The following is a 15,498-nucleotide window of genomic DNA, read 5'->3' as shown; positions in this document are numbered from 1 at the left end:
TCCGCTGCGAACTCAGCGACTGGAGCTGCAGACATGAACTCTCACATCGAGCGCAGGGCGCTGCTGAAGTCGTTCGCGGCGGCCCCCGTTCTCCTCTCGCCACTGGCCGCAGGCTGTGCCGAGCACGGCTCCACCACGAAGGCCGGCACGCTCAGCATCGGCCAGATCAGCAACTCCGTGGCGTTCTTCCCGCTGTTCATCGCGGAGGAGAAGGGCTACTTCAAGGACGAGGGCATCAAGCTCGGCGACAGGCCGCGGCTGGGCACCGGGGCGAAGGTGGCCGCCGCCCTCAAGTCCGGCTCCATCGACCTGGGGGCGGGGGTGCTCACGGACGCGTTCAACCTCGCCCAGAACGATCCTGGCGCCCGGGTGCTCTCCAGCCTCGTCACCGAGTACTACGTCGACATCGTGGTGGGGAAGTCCTTCGACGGGCCGGACGCCGGCGCCCCGCTGGAGGAGCGCACCAGGTCGCTCGTCGGCAAGAAGATCGGCATCACCGGGCCGGGCAGCGGCACGGAGGCCCTGATCGGGCATCTCTTCGACGGCATAGGCAAGAAGGCGAAGACCGACGCCACGCTCGTCAACCTCGGCAGCGCGGCGACTTCGGCTCTCGGGGCGCTCAAGTCCGGCCGCGTGGACGCGCTCTCGTTCTTCCAGCCGATCGGGCAGCAGGCCGAGGCCGACGGTGCCGGCCGCATCCTGATATCCCCGGCCGCCGGCCATGTGCCGGACATGAAGGGCGCGTTGCACGGCGTCGTCTTCTCCACGCAGAAGCTGCTGAAGAAGAAGGCCAAGGAGGCCGAAGGCTTCCAGAGCGCGATGAAGCGCGCCCAGGCCGACGTGCAGGGCGATCCGGACAAGGTGCGGGAGCTGCTGGAGAAGTACCTCAAGGACACCGACGCGAAGGCGCTGGACGCGCTGGTGCCGATCCTCCGGAAGGAGATGCCGGAGTCGCCGTCGGTCGAGCGCGGACCGTACGAGACGGCGCGCCGCTTCCACCGGGCCAGCGGACTCGTGAAGGACGCCCCGAAGTTCGCGGAGATCAAGGCGGACGGCTGAGCCGGACTCTCCGGCCGGGGGTGGTGCCGGCCGACCCGCACCACCGGCCCGGCCCGGTGCCTACCCGCGTCCGCGCCGGGCCGCCCGCCACTCGGGCGCGAGCACCGACCAGATCTCGATGTCGTACCGCTCTCCCCGGCGCAGGTAACTCTCGCGCAGCACGCCCTCCTTCGTCATCCCGAGCCGCCGCGCCACGGCGATGCTGGCCTCGTTCGCCGCCGAGACCATCCACTCCACGCGGTGGATGCCCCGCTCCTCGACGGCCCAGTCGACGATGACGCCGATCGCTTCGGTGACCAGGCCCCTCCCCACCGCGGAAGGCTCCAGCCAGCAGCCCGCCTCGGCTGTGCCCTGCTCGACGTCCATCGTCCGGAACATGACGCCGCCGACGAGCCCCCCGTCCGTCCAGATGCCGTAGATCCGGCCGGTGTCGGCCGCTGCCTTCTCGGCGTACGACGTCAGGAAGGCACGGGCGGACTCCAAGTCCTCTATGACGTCGGGGAGTCCGACGTACCGCCCGATGAACTCGCGCCCGCGGTCGATGTGCGCCAGGAACTCGGCGGCGTGACGGGGCTCCAGCGGCCTCAGCCGCGCGCCGCCGTCACCCAGCGGTACTGAGAACAACGAGACCTCCGTGGTCGGGCCGGTACGCGTCGACTGACGGCGGCGTGTGCGGAGAAGGCGGGCGGCGGGCTGAAGCGTCCTGAGTTGTCAGGGCCCGCGCGGATGATCCCATACCGGCCGTCCGCAGTGCGCACCGGTTCCCGCCCGTGGGGACGGGATGCCTCGTCCCGGCCGGCGGTCGGGCACGAACCGGCGGAGCAGGGGCAGTTGACGCCATCGACAGGAACCGGCCGCCCCGGAGGGTCGTCCCGGTCCCTGTGAAGAGAAACCGGGGGAGCGGGCCCAGCCGTGCGCTGGCGGTGGTCGTGATGGTGCTGGCGGCACAACTCGTCGCGCTGGCTTGGCCCGCGTACGCGTGCGGATGCGGCGGGATGGTCGCACGCGGCGGTTCGCGCATCGCGGTCGACCGGGAGACCTCGGCCGTGAGCTGGGACGGGCGGACCGAGCGGATCCTGATGAGCCTCGACGTCAGCGGCGACGCCGAAGAGGCGGCCTGGATCATGCCGGTGCCGAACAGGGCGGCCGTCCGGCTCGGCAGCCCGCGGCTGTTCACGCAGCTGGGACGGCTGGCCGCGCCCGAGCACCGTGACCGGCACTACTTCTGGCCGCGTTCCGGAGACTGGCCGTACGACGACGTGGACGGCGCCGCCGCACCGGGCGGCGGTGCGCGGGGCGAAGGCGTGGACGTCGTCGGCTGGAAGAGGCTCGGCCCGTTCGACGTCGCCACGCTCAGCGCCACCGACCCGGACGCGCTCGGGGACTGGCTGGACGACAACGGGTTCGCTCTGCCGGGACGTCTGCACCGCGAGCTGGAGCCGTACGTGGACCGCCGGTGGGAGTACGTGGCGATCCGCCTGGCTCCGGGAACCGACGAGCGGGAGAGCGTGCTCGGCGGCACGCTGCAGCCGCTGCACCTCACGTTCGAGTCCGAGCGGTTCGTCTACCCGATGCGGCTCTCCCGCGCGGCGAAAGAGCCGCAGAGCCTCCGGCTGTACGTGCTGGCTCCGCACCGGATGCGCCCGAGCAGCGCGATCGGTGGTCAGACACCGCGCGTGCGGTTCGCCGGACGGGTCGAGGAGCCGGCGGACGAGGTCCGCTCGTTCGCCCGGCCGGGCGGCGGGAGCTCCGCAGATGGTGATCCCTTCCTGACCGTGTACGAGCAGCACTTCCCGGTGCCGGCCCGAATCAGCGGTGACCACGAGCTGCGTCGCGCCCACTCGGACACCGAGTACCGCACCGTCGTGCATCACGCCCGCATCCTGGCCTGGGGAGGCGTACCGGTCTGGATCGTGGCGACGGGGGCGGCGGCCCTGGCGCTCGGATCGCTCGTCGTATGGCGGGCCAGGGCCCGTCGTCGGCCGTCGGCGGACGTTGGCTGAACTCCCGTTCGGCATACGGGACTTCGGCTTCGGACTGACCGAGTGGCCGTTCCGGCGGGCGACGGCCCGTCACGGCGTCCGCGCCGCCTGTTCCTCCGTGGCACGTGGCAACGTCGCGCCGGATCCGGCAAGTTCGGGGAGATCGCCGGTTCAGGTGACCGTGCGTCCGCATGACGCGGCCGGGCCGCCGTCGTCGGAGCCCGGCGGAGCGTCACCGGAGGGCCCGCCGGGCAGGTGGGCAGGCCCGGGCACACCACGCCCCGGCGGGCCGGCGGCCGCGGTGGGTCTTGCCTCACCCGGTGAAGTGGGCCGCCGGGGCACGGACTTGGCGCGCAACCGCTCCATCTGCCGCCATTCGGGGCGCAGTCCGGCGAGGCTGGTGGTCAGAAAGTACACGACACCCGCGGTCAGCAGGGCGGGTACGAGCCCGAAGGACGCCACCGCCGCTCCGGCCGCCATCCCGCCGAGCGGTATGCCGCTCCAGGCGACCGAGTCACCCAGCGCGTTGACGCGGCCGAGCAGCCGGCGCGGCACCCGCTCGAAGGTGAGCGCCGCGAGGATCGGGTTGAGGAAGCCGGCGCCGAACCCCGCCACGGCGAACACCGTCAGCACCGTCCACATCGGCACGTCCGCCGCGAGGACGAGGAACCTCGGCGCACCCGCGAGCAGGAACCCGGCGAAGAAGACCGGACGGCGCCGAAGGCGGTGGGCGACAGCCGCCGCGATCAGGCTTCCGCCGACCGCTGCGATGCCCATGACGCTGCTGCTGAGCCCGATCGCGCTCGGCCCCTGCCCCGACTCCTTCGCCCAGACCGGCATCAGCACGGTCGCGAACGCCGCGTCCAGCAGGTTGGTGACGCTGACCATGACGATGACGGTGAGCAGCAGGGGTTCCCCGCGCAGGAAGCGGAAGCCCTGCCCGAAGCGCGTCCAGTAGCCGGGCTCCCGGCCGTCCTCGCGCGCTCCGGACGCCACCCCCATGCCGCGGGGGAGCGCCAGGGCGATGACGGCCGACCCCGTCGCGAAGCACGCCCCGATGACGACGAGCCCCGCCATGGGACCCAGCAGCGCCACGAGGGAGCCCCCTGCCGCCGGGCCGACCGTCGAGGCCAGCCGTTCGGTGACGCCGGAGAGCCCCGTCGCCCGCTCCAGCGGCACGTGTGCCCGCTCGGCCGCCTCCGGGATCAGGATCTCCTTCGCGAGATCGCCGGGCCCCCTTGCCGCCCCGATCAGGGCGACGAGGGGCAGCAGCAGCCAGAAGCCGAGCCTGTCGAGGCTGTGGAGGAGCGGGATCGCGACGGCCGCCGCGGCGCTGACCACGTCCGTCGTCCAGGAGATGACGCGGGGGCCCGTCCGGTCCACCAGCGGGCCGGCGAACGCCTTGACCGCGACGTACGGAGCCATCTCGCAGAAGGCCACCAGGCCCGTCTGCGTGGCGCTTCCGGTCGTGACGAGCACGAACCACGGCAGGGCGATGACCGATATCCGGGTGCCGGTGAGCGCCACGCCCATCGCGGCCAGCACAGCGGCGAGCGGTCTGTAGCGGCCCGCGCCTCGCTGTCGGCCGGAGTCCGGGTCGTGTGCTTTCACTCTGCTCCTGCCGGACCCGGGCGGCCGCCTCGAACCCCCCGGTACGAACTGGTGACCTGTACGCGGCGCACCGCATGCCGCTTCGCGAAGCCGCGGCCCGCAAGCCGGTGGCCTGCGGCGCGGTGACCAGCAACGCTGTGACCAGCAATGCTGTGACCTGCGACGCGGGCGGCCGGTACGCCGCGGCCCGGCCCGCCTTCAGCAGCTTACGCGGCAGTCCCGGCGCCGCTCCACGCCCCGGAGCCACGGGGCGCGCGGTGACGCCGCGCGCCGGGAGAGGCCCGTCCGCCAGGATTCCGGCGGTCCCGGGGCCCCGCGTTCCGGGCTCCCGGAACCCCGTCGGGACGGGTCCCGGCCCGAACGGGCCCGTCACCCGTCAGTGCGTCCGCCCGTCAGTGCGTCAGCCCGGGGGCAAGCCCTCCCCGGGTCAGCCCACCGGCCTCAGCCCTCTTCCCCGGCCTCCGAACCGGTCCGGCGGCCCGAGCGCCGTCCGGCTCCGCTGTCGCCGCCGCCTTCTGCCTCCCGTGCCCGGTCCTCGGCCTCCTTCTCGCCGTCGCCCTCCGCCCGGACGCCCTGCAGCGGGTCGCCCGCGCCGGTGCCGCCGGTGGAGTAGCCCTCCGAGCCGCTGGCGACTCCGGGAACCACGTGCGGCCGGGCCTGCTCCTCGCGCCCGGAGTGGGCCCCCGGCCCGCGGTCCGCGGGGTCCGTTGCCCGGGCGTTCCCGCTGTCGTTCTTCCCGGACTGGTCCTTCTCAGCCATGGATCTCCTCCTCAGGCGGCGGTGGGCCGTCCCGCTGCCCGTACGAGTGACGGGCCCGGGCACACTGCGAATGCACGGCGCAGGTACCCGGGCGCGGTGCGCGGAAACTGGGGGCTCCGCCGGTCGCGCGCGTCGGCCCGCGCCAGGGGGCGCGGACGATGCACACCTGCGGACCCCGCGAGCGGGGCCCCGAGCCATGGCGGACACGGGGGAGTAGGCGCGGTCCGGGGCGCTGCCGCCCTCGCTCCGTGCACGCGTGGCAGCGGGAGCGGTTCACGACGGTCCGGGGCGCTGCCCTCCCCGCCCGTCTGCCCGCCTTCCCTCGGCGACGCCGAGTTGCGTGCACGCTCCGCGAACGCGCCCGCCACAGCTTGGAGTTCAGGGTGCCGGCCGGGGCAGGACGCCCAACGCCTCTTCTCCCGGCGCACAGTTCTCGCGCAGCTCGGCCAGTTCGCCTGCGGGCAGCCGCAGCGCGGAGCCCCGCCTGCCGGCGCCGTCGAAGAGCTCCTCGCCCTCCTGGAGCCATTCCGCGAACGGCTGCACGCCGATGAAGCCGGCCAGCCGCGCCAGCTCCTGGCGAGGCGCGTCCAGCAGGCTCTCGTAGCTGAGGGTCGTGCGCTGCTCCGGCGGGACGGCGGCGAGCTGCCCGAGCCCCTCGCGGATCAGCTCCGACCAGAGCGTGCCGAACTCCGGTACGGGCATCGTGCGGTCGAGCACGAGCGCGGGGTCGAATTCCGAATCCAGCAGATGCCGCAAGTCGTCGGGCAGTTGCTTGAGCTGCTCCTCCGTCAGCTTGCCGAGCGGCGCGTCCCGGCCGGCGCCCGTACGGCGGTGGATCTCCCGCAGCAGCGCGATCATGCGGTAGCCGTTGTGGCGGCTCATGGACAGGGCGCAGTCGGGGCCGTCCCGGAAGAGGTGCACGAAGCGGGCGTGGGGGAAGAGGCTGCGCAGCAGTTCCACGCGGTGCAGCGAGTAGCCGGAGCGTTCGACTGCCGCCTCCCGCCCTCCCGCCCGGGAGGCCAGCGCCCCGAAGAACGCCTCCCACTGCTGGGGTGCGGGGCGTTCGGGCCAGGCCGTCACCTCGGGTTCCAGCGCGTCGAGGAGCGCGTCGGGGTCGTCGGTGAGGTGCGGCAGCGCCATCATGCTGACGGCGGGGATGCCCGTGGTCTCCGCGGAGTAGCGCCACTCCGGGTGGCGGTTGTAGAGGAACTCCGGCAGCGGCGTACCGCTGCGGACCATGCGGTCGAAGACCTCCATCGGCTCCGTGAGGCACCGCCAGAACTCCCGTCCCGTCAGCGGCTCGTGGCTCAGCGCCGGAGGACCGTCGACGCACGCGTACAGCTCGTTCAGGCTGAGGACGTCCGGATGCAGCCGGAGCACCTGTGACAGCGCGGTCGAGCCGCTGCGTCCCGTGCCGACGACGAAGGTCAGGGTCTTGATGCCCGTACGCACAGTTCTTCCTCCCCCTGCGGCCCTCCCCGGCCGCTCGCTTCCCGGTCGCACCCCCTCACTACCCTCCCGGGCCGTGATCGATCCGGGGCCGCGGACGATCACGCGAAGGTGTGGCGGGGTGCTCGCCCGGACCGGGAGAGGCCGCGGCGGGACTCAGGCCAGCAGGGAGGCGATCTCCTCCGCGCAGGCCAGCAACGCCGGTACGCAGGCGTGCAGTTCCTCCCGCGAGGTGAGGACGACGGCGGCGCCGAGCGAGACGGCCAGCCGCGGTCTGCGGTAGCCGTCGGCGTACGGCACCGCGGCGGCGACGGAGCGGACCCCGATCTCGTTCTCCTCGTCCACCTCGGCCCAGCCGCGTGCCTGTACGCGCGCCACCTCCTCGCGCAGCGCCTCAGGATCGGTGAGGGTGCGCGAGGTGGTGGGGGCCAGGTCTCCCGCGAGGAGCGACTCCAACTCCGGGGCCGGCAGCGTCGATACGAGCGCCCTGCCCATCGACGTCGCATGCCACGGGTTGCGGGTGCCCTCGGCGCTGCGGAGCTGCAGATGCTGGCTGCCCTGCACGCTCAGCACCAGCAGCACCTCGTCGCCGTCGAGGATGCCCGCGATCGCCGGCAGACCGGTACGCGCCGCCAGCCGGCGCAGCGGGTCGGCGGCGGCCGAGTACCCGGCGGGGGAGCGCTGGAAGCCGCGGGAGAAGTCCAGCACCCGTACGCCGAGCGCGTATCGCCGGGTGTCCTCGTCGTAGGCGACGAACCGTTCGGCGGCGAGGCGCCCGAGGAGCCGGTGCGCGCTGCTGACCGGCAGCCCGGCGATGCGCGCGGCCGCGCTGACGCCGAGCCCCGGCGGGTTGTCGGCCAGTACGGTCAGCAGGCGCAGACCCCGGCTCAGCATGTCGTCGCCGGGCGGTGCGGTCACCGTCGGTGCTCCTTCGATGGTCGTGCGCGGCAAGGTCAGTCGCGCTTCCCGCCGGTGGCGGTCGCGGTCCGCTCGACGCTCACCGTACCGGCCGCGACGGCGGGCCGCGGCTCCCTCACGCCGAACATCAGCGCCGCGGAGAGCAGGGTGCAGCCGGCCATGAACCCGAAGGCCCCGGCGTCGCCCAGTTCCGTGCCGCGAACCCATCCCACCAGGTAGGTGCCGGCGAACGAGCCCAGCGCGCCGAAGGAGTTGACCGCCGCGACGGCGGCGCCGGCCACTCCGGCGGGGGCGAGTTCGGAGACGAGCGCGAAGTACGGGCCGTAGGGCGCGTACATGCACAGGCCGGCGACCACGAGGAGCGTCATGGCCAGCGGGAAGTTCGAACCGGACAGGTACGAGGCGTACAGCGCCACCGCGCCCGCGCCCAGCCACGGCCACACAGCGACGCGGCGGCGCATGCTGCGGTCGGAGACACGGGAGTTGAGCATCATCGCGACGACGGCGAAGGCGTACGGGATCGCCGAGAGCAGCCCGGTCGCGCCGATGCCCTCGCCGGAGCCCTGCTTGACGATGGAGGGCAGCCAGAAGACGAAGCCGTACATGCCGAACGACCAGAAGAAGTACTGCGTGGCGAGGACGGCGACGGGCCGGGAGCGCAGCACCCTCGCGTAGTCGCTCTTGGTCGCCCGCGGGGCGTCGGCGGTGGTCGCACCGCTTTCCGGGCCGCTCCCGGCGCCGTCGGTACCGGGCTCGCCGGCCCGGCCGACGTCGGCCGCCGTGAGGGCCGAACCGGGGACGGCCACGGCTGCGCGCTGCTCGGCGGCGAGGTCCGCCCTGAGCTTGTCGTGCTCGGCCTGGGGGAGCCAACGGGCCTCCGCGGGGCGGTCCTTGATGAGCCGCAGGCAGACGAGTCCCCACACGATCGAGGGGACACCCTCGATGATGAACATCATCCGCCAGTCCGAGACCTCGATCAGCCATCCGGAGAGCACCGACAGCCACATCACGGTGATCGGATTGCCCAGGATCAGCAGGGAGTTGGCGCGGCCGCGCTCGCCCTTGGTGAACCAGCGGCTCAGCAGCACCACCAGCGAAGGCAGCACCGCGCCCTCGACCACGCCGAGCGCGAAGCGCACGGGGATGAGCTGCTCCGGGCTGCTGAGCAGGCCCTGCGCCGTGGCGAGGACGCCCCAGGCGATCGTCGATCCGGCGACCAGCCGCCGGATGCTGCGCTGTTCGGCGTAGATCGTGCCCGGGATCTGGAAGAAGAAGTAGCCGAGGAAGAAGGACGCGGCGATGAGCGAGTCCGTGCCCGCCGAGAGATTCAGCTCCTCGGCCATGCCGCCCGCCGACGCGATCGCGTAGTTGGACCTGTCGAGGTAGGCGAGCGAGTAGGTGACGAACGCGATCGGCATCAGGTACCGGGCTCGGGTCGAGGACCAGAAGCCCCCGCCGCCGAGGCGGGATGAAGGTGTCCCTTTCATTCCCGACCCCCTTTTTTCCGTGAGGTGGAAAGTGTTTCACTGGGCGGGAAGGACGTTACGAGTGTCTGCCCTCGCCGGTCAACAGCCAGAGCGTGGCCACGGCCACAGGCGCTCGTGCCGTCCGCCTGCCCGACCGTGGACCCCGCGGCTCCCGCCCGCGAGCCGCCGACGACCGAGAGGCCGTGCACCGATGCCCGAGACCCACGCGAACCCCGATTCCGCCCCCGCTCTCGACGTGCTCCTGCCCTGGGACGGACTCGAGGACAGGCACGGGCCATGGCCGTCGAACGTGCGCGTCCACGTCTGGGACGGCACGACGCCGGATGACGAACTGCCGCCGCACGTACTGGAGTCGACCGGCCTGTGGGTGATGCCCTACGCGGTCCCGGGGGTCGAGCGCCTGCTGCCGCGCATGCCCGCGCTGCGTGCCGTGCAGTCCCTCAGCGCGGGTGTCGAGAAGCTCCTCCCGGTGCTGCCCGAAGGGGCCGCGCTGCACAACGGGCGCGGGCTCCACGACGCGAGCACGGCCGAGCACGCTCTCGGCCTGATCCTCGCCGCCCAGCGCGACCTTCCGCGGTGGGTCCACAACCAGCGGGAAGACCGCTGGGAACCGCACTTCACCCGCTCACTCGCCGACTGCCGCGTCGCCGTCATCGGCTACGGCTCCATCGGCGCGGCGCTCGAGCGGCGGCTGCTGGCGTGCGAGGCGCAGGTGGTACGCGTCGCACGCAGGGCCAGGCCGGAGGAGGACGTGCACGCCGCGGCCGACCTGCTCGAGCTGCTGCCCGACGTGGACGTCGCGGTGCTCGTGCTCCCCGAAACCCCGTCCACGGAAGGGCTGTTGGGGGAGGCGGAGCTGGCCGCACTGCCGGACGGGGCGCTCGTCGTCAACGTGGGCCGCGGACGTACGCTCGACACGGAGGCTCTGCTGCCGGAGCTGCGGGCGGGCAGGCTGCGTGCCGCGCTCGACGTCACCGACCCCGAGCCGCTGCCCGCCGGACACCCGCTGTGGCGGTGCCCCGGAGTGCTGATCACGCCGCATGTGGCGGGCGGCTCCGCCGCGTTCCGTCCCCGTGCGGAGCGTCTGGTCGTCGAGCAGGTCCGCCGCTACGCCGCGGGTGAGCCGCTGCTCAACGCGTTCCCGCGGCCGTGACCGGACCGGTCCGCTGACGGAGGCCGCGTGCGGGGGAGCGGCCCCCGCATGCGGCGCTCGCGTGTGCCCGAGCCGTCAGCGTTCCGTGCGGCGTCTCCGTGTCGCGACGAGTACGCCTGCCCCCGCGGCCAGCACGAGGCCGCCCCCGGTCGCCAGGTACGGCGTCGCGCTGGTGCCGCCCGTCTCTGCGAGCGCGCCCCCGTCCTCGCCGCCGTTGCCGTCCTCGCTGCCGCCGCCGGCCTTACCGTCACCGCTCCGGTCCTTCGCGGGGACGAAGCCCGCCGGGGGCCGGTCGCAGCCGATGCCGTCGCCGTCGCGGTCCAGGTGCTTCCCGTAGTGCTCGTCCCCCTCGGCGATCTTGGAGTAGCCGGCGGCGTAGGCGGCTGCGCAGTTCTCGAACGGGTGACTGCCGCTGTGGGCCGCGGCGGCGGAGGGGGTGAGGGTCATCCCCAGGGCGGCGGCCGTGGCCGCGAGGGCGGAAGTACGGAGCTTCATTCGTCTCTCCGGTGTGTGTCGACGACGGAACGGGGGATGGCGGTGATGTGACCGACGACATCTGTCATTGGTTGTGCTGCTTGGTGGTGTTGTTCCTTCATGTCGGGAACTGGCGTTTTCAGTCGGTGTCTTGACGTCCCGTCAGCATCGGGGGACCCGGGCCCCTTCGAGGCGGCTCCGAGGCTGGGCTCGCCAACGGACGGAAGCCGCACCGCACTTCAGGTGCAGGGGGCTGTGCGCCGGGCGCACGTGGAGGAACGCGTGCGGCCCGGCGGCGTCAGGCGGACGCGTGGGAGGGTCGGCGCCATGCCCTTCGACCACAACGACCACTACCACCGGCTGCTGCTGTCGCAGGTTCCGCCCGGCGCCCGCACGGCCCTGGACGTCGGGTGCGGCACGGGACGGTTCGCGAGGCGGCTCGCCGGGCTCGGACTGGAGGTCGACGCGATCGACCCGTCCGGGGAGACCGTCGACTGCGCCCGCGCCCTCTCGGCCCGCGACCCTGGCGCCCCCGCTCCCCGCTACCGCCAGGCCGATGTCACAGAGCTCGAACTGCCCTCGCGGTACTACGACTTCATCTCGTGCCTTGCGAGCATCCACCACATGCCCTTCTCGACGGCAGGAGCCCTTCGCGACTCCCTCGCGCCCGGCGGCGTCCTGGTGGTCCTGGGCTGCTATCCCGCGAGGACCTGGCGGGACTGGGCATGGTCCCTGGCCGCCGTACCCGTCAACGCCGTCGCCCGGGCCGCCGTCGCGGTACGGGAGCGGCTCCGGTCACCCGGGGCAGGCCCCTCGGACGGGAAGGCAGACCCCTCGGACGCGGAACGCGTCTCGGCGCCCACCAGGCAGCCGGAAGTGACGCTGCCGCAGATCCGGCGTGAGGCAGCCGGCCTGCTGCCCGGCTGCCGCATCCGCAGGCTGCTCTTCTGGCGCTACCTGCTCGTCTTCAGCAACAGCCCCTGAACGGGCGGCAGTCGGGCTCGGTCCGCACCCGCGCGGACCCCGGCGGGGCACGCGGGGATCGCGTGCGCACCCGGCCACGGGCCCGCGCGGAACCGGCGGGCCGGCACGGTCATCCGGCCGGAAAGCCCGCCGGAAAGCCGTCCGCGTCGAGGATGCGCTCCGCGACCCGCACGGAGTCCACCAGCGGGTGCAGGGCGAGGGCACGCACCGCCGCGCGGCGTGAACCGTCCGCCGCCGCCTCGATGGCCGACCGCTCCACGGCCTTGAGGCAGAGCATCAGCCCGAGCTGGTCCTCCGCGACGGACCCCACCGACAGCGGCCGGGCGCCGCCCGCGTCGACCAGGCACGGCACCTCCACCACGGCGTCCTCGCCGAGGCCCGGAACCGCCCCCCGGTTGGGCACGTTGAGGATCAGCTTGGTGCGCTCGTTGCGCGAGATCGCCCGCATCAGGGCGAGTGCGACACGGTCGTATCCGCCCCCCTCCAGGTCGCAGGTGTCGCGTTCCCACCCGCCGGTGGCCTCGCGGCTCTCGGCCATGTACGTCTCCTCGCGCTCCCGCCGCGTGTGCTCCCAGGCCGCGTAGGCCTCAGCCGGCGAGGACGAGCGCGACGCCCCGTAGAAGCGGGCCTGCTGCTGCCGCAGGAACTCCCCGCGGGTGGCCTCCGCGTCCCGCACGGCGGCCAGGGCCTCCCGGTTGAAGTAGTAGTAGTGCAGGTACTCGTTGGGTACCGCGCCCAGCGTGCGCAGCCACTCCGCGCCGAAGAGCCTGCCCTCCTCGAAGGACGTCAGCCGGGCCTCGTCCGCGAGGAGTCCGGGCAGCCTGTCGCGTCCGTCCTCGACGACGCGGCGCAGCCATCCGAGATGGTTCAGCCCCACGTAGTCGTAGTCGGCCCGGTCCGGGTCCGCCCCGGCCGCGCGGGCGGTGCGCCGGCACAGCCCGACGGGGGAGTCGCAGATGCCGATCACCCTCTCGCCCAGGCCCCGTTCGCGGAACGTCCTGTTCATGGCCTCGGTGACCATCCCGGCCGGGTTGGTGAAGTTGACGACCCAGGCGCCCGGGGCGAGTTCGGCGACGCGCTCCGCGATGCGCACCGCGACGGGCAGGGTGCGCAGACCGTAGAGGACGCCGCCCGCACCCACGGTCTCCTGGCCCAGCACGCCCTCGGCGAGCGGGACGCGCTCGTCGCGCGTCCTGCCGTCCAGGCCGCCGACCCTGATGGCGGAGAAGACGAAGTCGGCGCCGCGCAGGGCCTCGTCGAGGTCGGTCGTCGCGCGTACCGACGGCGGGGGCGAGGTGGGCGGCCGGCCGGAGTCCTCGACTCGCGCCGCGTGCCGCTCCGCCTGGTGCGCGAGAACGGCGCGGACGGCGTCGAGCCGCGCCTGCGCGGTGTCGTGGAGGACGAGTTCGGTGATGCGGCCCGCCGGGTCCCCGGCGTCCTCCAGCAGGGCCCGGTGGACCAGGGGCACGCGGAAACCCCCGCCGCCCAGCACGGTCAGCCTCATCCTCGTGCCACCTCCACAGTTACCTCCACTCCGGCCTCGCGGAAGACCGCGAGCGTGCCGGGGTCGGACGCCTGACCCGTGATCAGTACGTCGATGTCCTGCGGTCCGCAGATGCGGGCCGTCCCCGTGCCGGGGAACTTCCGTGCGGTGGCGAGCAGCACCACCTGCCGGGCGGAGCCCAGCATCGCCTTCTTCACGGGCACTTCGACGTCGGTGGTGTCGAGGACGCGGCCGTCCGGCAGCACTCCGCTGGTGCCGAGGAAGAGACGGTCGGCGTAGATGCCCTCCAGGCTCGCCTCGGTCAAGTGGCCCACGAGGGAGCGGTAGTTGCGGCGCACCTGCCCGCCGAGCAGCACGAGGGAGACGTCGGGGTCGTCCCGCAGCTCCTCGTACACGGCCAGGTTGCTGGTCGCCACGGTGATCTTCCGGCCGTGGAGCTGGCGGGCCAGCTGAAGCGTCGTGGTACCGATGTCGAGCAGCACCACCTCGCCGTCCTCGACGGTGGCGGCGGCCCGGCGTGCGACGGCGTCCTTGTCCGCGAGGTCGTCGACGGCCTCCTCCTCGAACGGCCGCTCGGCGGGCCGGCGGGCCACCGCACCGCCGTAGACCCGGGTCAGCCTTCCCGCCCTGCCCAGGTCGTTGAGGTCTCGGCGCGCCGTGGCCTCGCTGATGTCCAGCCGTTCGGCGATCTGCCCGACGGGCAGCACGCCCTCCTCGCGGAGGAGCCGGAGCAGCTGTTCGTGGCGGTGCTCGCGCAACATGCCCGGCAATCTAGCGCGAGTGAGCGACTTTGCGCGAGTGTGACCGGCCTCTTGCACTTTCAGGGTCTGACGTGCAGGGTACCGCTCAACGCGTGACGCCGGGGGAAGGCGGAGACCCCCTGCCGGATGGACGGGGCGTCGCGGCAAGCAGGCGGCACGAGGGGCGGGAAGAGCAGTGAGTACGACCGGGAGCGCACAGCCCGCGCCGACGTCGGCGGCACTGGACCCGCTGGCCGCGCTGCGCGACGACGGCGGCCCCGAGCAGGACGTCTTCCTCACCGGCACCGTCTTCCTGGACATCGTCTTCACCGGGCTCGACCACGCCCCGGTGCGCGGCACCGAGTCCTGGGCCCGCGGCATGGGCTCCAGCCCCGGCGGCGTCGCGAACATGGCCACCGCGCTGCGCCGCCTCGGGCTGCGCACCTCCCTGGCGGCGGCGTTCGGCGACGACGTGTACGGCGACTACTGCTGGGAGTCCCTGGCCGACAACGAGGGCATAGACCTCGCGCCCTCGCACCGGGCCCCGGGCTGGCACTCACCGGTCACCGTCTCGATGGCCTACGAGGGCGAGCGGACGATGGTCTCGCACGGCCACGAGGCACCGGCGCCCTGCGTGAGCGCCGCCCAGCGCCCGCGCTCCCGCGCCTGCTTCACCGCGCTGGCGCCCGGGCGGCTGGAGGGATGGGCACGTGACGCGTACGACGAGGGCAGCAAGATCTTCGCCGACGTCGGCTGGGACGACACCGGCGCCTGGGACCCCGACACGCTCGCCGACCTCTCCTACTGCCACGCGTTCCTCCCCAACTCCGTCGAGGCCCAGCACTACACGCGCACCGGCTCACCCGAGGAGGCCGTGCGGGCGCTGGCCGAACTCGTTCCCATCGCCGTGGTCACCAAGGGCTCCGAAGGCGCGGTCGCCGTCGACTCGCTCACCGGTGAGAGCGCCGACGTGCCCGCGCTGCCCGTGCAGGCCCTCGACCCGACCGGCGCGGGCGACGTGTTCGTCGCCGGGTTCATCAGCGGGACGCTCGCGGGCTGGCCGCTCGCCGACCGGCTCGCCTTCGCCAACCTCACGGCGGCTCTGTCCGTACAGCACTTCGGGGGCTCGCTGTCCGCCCCCGGGTGGCCCGAGGTCGCCGCGTGGTGGCAGTACGCGACCCGCTGCGGGGGGCAGAGCGAGGACGTGATGCGCCGCTACGCCTTCCTGTCGGACCTGCTGCCCGGCGCCGGCAGGGGTTCGTCGCTGCGCAGGGCCACCCCCACGATCGGCTTCCGCCCGTCCTGAAGCCCCGTCCTGAACGCCCTGACACACCGTCCTGAACGTTCCCGAAGCCCAGTCCCGAACGCCCCCGACCAC

Annotated in this window: 14 protein-coding genes; 5 read left to right on the top strand and 9 right to left on the bottom strand. The window is 73.3% G+C overall.

The window, feature by feature from the left end:
* Window positions 1-33: 33 nt before the first annotated feature.
* Window positions 34-1,059 carry an ABC transporter substrate-binding protein gene (locus H181DRAFT_RS24280; protein WP_045866544.1) on the top strand — a complete coding sequence of 342 codons (1,026 nt, stop codon included), beginning with the start codon at window positions 34-36 and terminating at the stop codon, window positions 1,057-1,059.
* A gap of 60 nt (window positions 1,060-1,119) precedes the next feature.
* Here H181DRAFT_RS24280 and H181DRAFT_RS24275 read toward each other — a convergent pair whose 3' ends face one another.
* Window positions 1,120-1,683: a GNAT family N-acetyltransferase gene (locus H181DRAFT_RS24275; protein WP_045866543.1), complete on the bottom strand. Its 564-nt coding sequence runs from the start codon at window positions 1,681-1,683 to the stop codon at window positions 1,120-1,122.
* A 257-nt stretch (window positions 1,684-1,940) separates the two neighbouring features.
* Here H181DRAFT_RS24275 and H181DRAFT_RS24270 point away from each other — a divergent pair, with 257 nt between their 5' ends.
* Complete coding sequence (locus H181DRAFT_RS24270) at window positions 1,941-3,062, top strand: DUF2330 domain-containing protein (protein ID WP_368073293.1); 1,122 nt, start codon at window positions 1,941-1,943, stop codon at window positions 3,060-3,062.
* 150 nt (window positions 3,063-3,212) lie between these two features.
* On the opposite strand, the gene H181DRAFT_RS24265 is transcribed toward H181DRAFT_RS24270, so the two are convergent.
* The 5 genes from H181DRAFT_RS24265 to H181DRAFT_RS24245 all read right to left on the bottom strand — a co-directional run bounded on the left by H181DRAFT_RS24265 (window position 3,213) and on the right by H181DRAFT_RS24245 (window position 9,265).
* Window positions 3,213-4,652 (bottom strand): MFS transporter, encoded by a 1,440-nt coding sequence (locus H181DRAFT_RS24265; protein ID WP_045866542.1) that lies wholly within the window; start codon window positions 4,650-4,652, stop codon window positions 3,213-3,215.
* A 441-nt stretch (window positions 4,653-5,093) separates the two neighbouring features.
* Complete coding sequence (locus H181DRAFT_RS24260; protein ID WP_045866541.1) at window positions 5,094-5,411, bottom strand: hypothetical protein; 318 nt, start codon at window positions 5,409-5,411, stop codon at window positions 5,094-5,096.
* 378 nt (window positions 5,412-5,789) lie between these two features.
* Entirely contained in the window at window positions 5,790-6,863 is a 1,074-nt protein-coding gene (locus tag H181DRAFT_RS24255; RefSeq protein ID WP_254666956.1) for a sulfotransferase family protein, read from the bottom strand.
* 153 nt (window positions 6,864-7,016) lie between these two features.
* Window positions 7,017-7,778, bottom strand: coding sequence for an IclR family transcriptional regulator (locus H181DRAFT_RS24250; protein WP_254666955.1), 762 nt, complete (start codon window positions 7,776-7,778; stop codon window positions 7,017-7,019).
* Between the two features lie 35 nt (window positions 7,779-7,813).
* The gene (locus H181DRAFT_RS24245) at window positions 7,814-9,265 is read right to left on the bottom strand and encodes an MFS transporter (protein ID WP_052708702.1); all 1,452 of its coding nucleotides are present in this window, start codon (window positions 9,263-9,265) and stop codon (window positions 7,814-7,816) included.
* Window positions 9,266-9,455: 190 nt separating this feature from the next.
* Between H181DRAFT_RS24245 and H181DRAFT_RS24240 the strand changes: the two genes are divergently transcribed.
* On the top strand, window positions 9,456-10,418 hold the full coding sequence (locus H181DRAFT_RS24240; protein WP_045866539.1) for a 2-hydroxyacid dehydrogenase: 963 nt from the start codon (window positions 9,456-9,458) through the stop codon (window positions 10,416-10,418).
* A gap of 75 nt (window positions 10,419-10,493) precedes the next feature.
* On the opposite strand, the gene H181DRAFT_RS24235 is transcribed toward H181DRAFT_RS24240, so the two are convergent.
* Window positions 10,494-10,913 carry an excalibur calcium-binding domain-containing protein gene (locus tag H181DRAFT_RS24235; RefSeq protein ID WP_045866538.1) on the bottom strand — a complete coding sequence of 140 codons (420 nt, stop codon included), beginning with the start codon at window positions 10,911-10,913 and terminating at the stop codon, window positions 10,494-10,496.
* A 306-nt stretch (window positions 10,914-11,219) separates the two neighbouring features.
* Here H181DRAFT_RS24235 and H181DRAFT_RS24230 point away from each other — a divergent pair, with 306 nt between their 5' ends.
* Window positions 11,220-11,876 carry a class I SAM-dependent methyltransferase gene (locus tag H181DRAFT_RS24230; protein WP_045866627.1) on the top strand — a complete coding sequence of 219 codons (657 nt, stop codon included), beginning with the start codon at window positions 11,220-11,222 and terminating at the stop codon, window positions 11,874-11,876.
* Between the two features lie 109 nt (window positions 11,877-11,985).
* Here the strand turns inward: H181DRAFT_RS24230 and H181DRAFT_RS24225 are convergent, their stop codons facing one another.
* On the bottom strand, window positions 11,986-13,380 hold the full coding sequence (locus H181DRAFT_RS24225; protein WP_045866537.1) for a 6-phospho-beta-glucosidase: 1,395 nt from the start codon (window positions 13,378-13,380) through the stop codon (window positions 11,986-11,988).
* Complete coding sequence (locus H181DRAFT_RS24220) at window positions 13,377-14,141, bottom strand: DeoR/GlpR family DNA-binding transcription regulator (protein ID WP_045866536.1); 765 nt, start codon at window positions 14,139-14,141, stop codon at window positions 13,377-13,379. The genes H181DRAFT_RS24225 and H181DRAFT_RS24220 overlap by 4 nt, the downstream gene beginning before the upstream one ends.
* A 175-nt stretch (window positions 14,142-14,316) precedes the next feature.
* On the opposite strand from H181DRAFT_RS24220, the gene H181DRAFT_RS24215 reads away from it, so the two are divergent.
* Window positions 14,317-15,426 (top strand): carbohydrate kinase family protein, encoded by a 1,110-nt coding sequence (locus H181DRAFT_RS24215; RefSeq protein WP_078895935.1) that lies wholly within the window; start codon window positions 14,317-14,319, stop codon window positions 15,424-15,426.
* Window positions 15,427-15,498 lie beyond the last annotated feature (72 nt).

The sequence above is a fragment of the Streptomyces sp. WMMB 714 genome, from assembly GCF_900090125.1.
Taxonomy (GTDB): domain Bacteria; phylum Actinomycetota; class Actinomycetes; order Streptomycetales; family Streptomycetaceae; genus Streptomyces; species Streptomyces daqingensis.
The sequence above is the reverse complement of the archived record's forward strand: the minus strand, read 5'-3'. Positions and strand labels throughout refer to the sequence as shown.

Coding starts and splice junctions, on each gene's coding strand:
- H181DRAFT_RS24280 (WP_045866544.1), top strand. CDS start 34: ATGAACTCTCACATCGAGCGCAGGGCGCTGCTGAAGTCGTTCGCGGCG.
- H181DRAFT_RS24240 (WP_045866539.1), top strand. CDS start 9,456: ATGCCCGAGACCCACGCGAACCCCGATTCCGCCCCCGCTCTCGACGTG.
- H181DRAFT_RS24235 (WP_045866538.1), bottom strand. CDS start 10,913: ATGAAGCTCCGTACTTCCGCCCTCGCGGCCACGGCCGCCGCCCTGGGG.
- H181DRAFT_RS24260 (WP_045866541.1), bottom strand. CDS start 5,411: ATGGCTGAGAAGGACCAGTCCGGGAAGAACGACAGCGGGAACGCCCGG.
- H181DRAFT_RS24230 (WP_045866627.1), top strand. CDS start 11,220: ATGCCCTTCGACCACAACGACCACTACCACCGGCTGCTGCTGTCGCAG.
- H181DRAFT_RS24220 (WP_045866536.1), bottom strand. CDS start 14,141: ATGTTGCGCGAGCACCGCCACGAACAGCTGCTCCGGCTCCTCCGCGAG.
- H181DRAFT_RS24225 (WP_045866537.1), bottom strand. CDS start 13,380: ATGAGGCTGACCGTGCTGGGCGGCGGGGGTTTCCGCGTGCCCCTGGTC.
- H181DRAFT_RS24245 (WP_052708702.1), bottom strand. CDS start 9,265: ATGAAAGGGACACCTTCATCCCGCCTCGGCGGCGGGGGCTTCTGGTCC.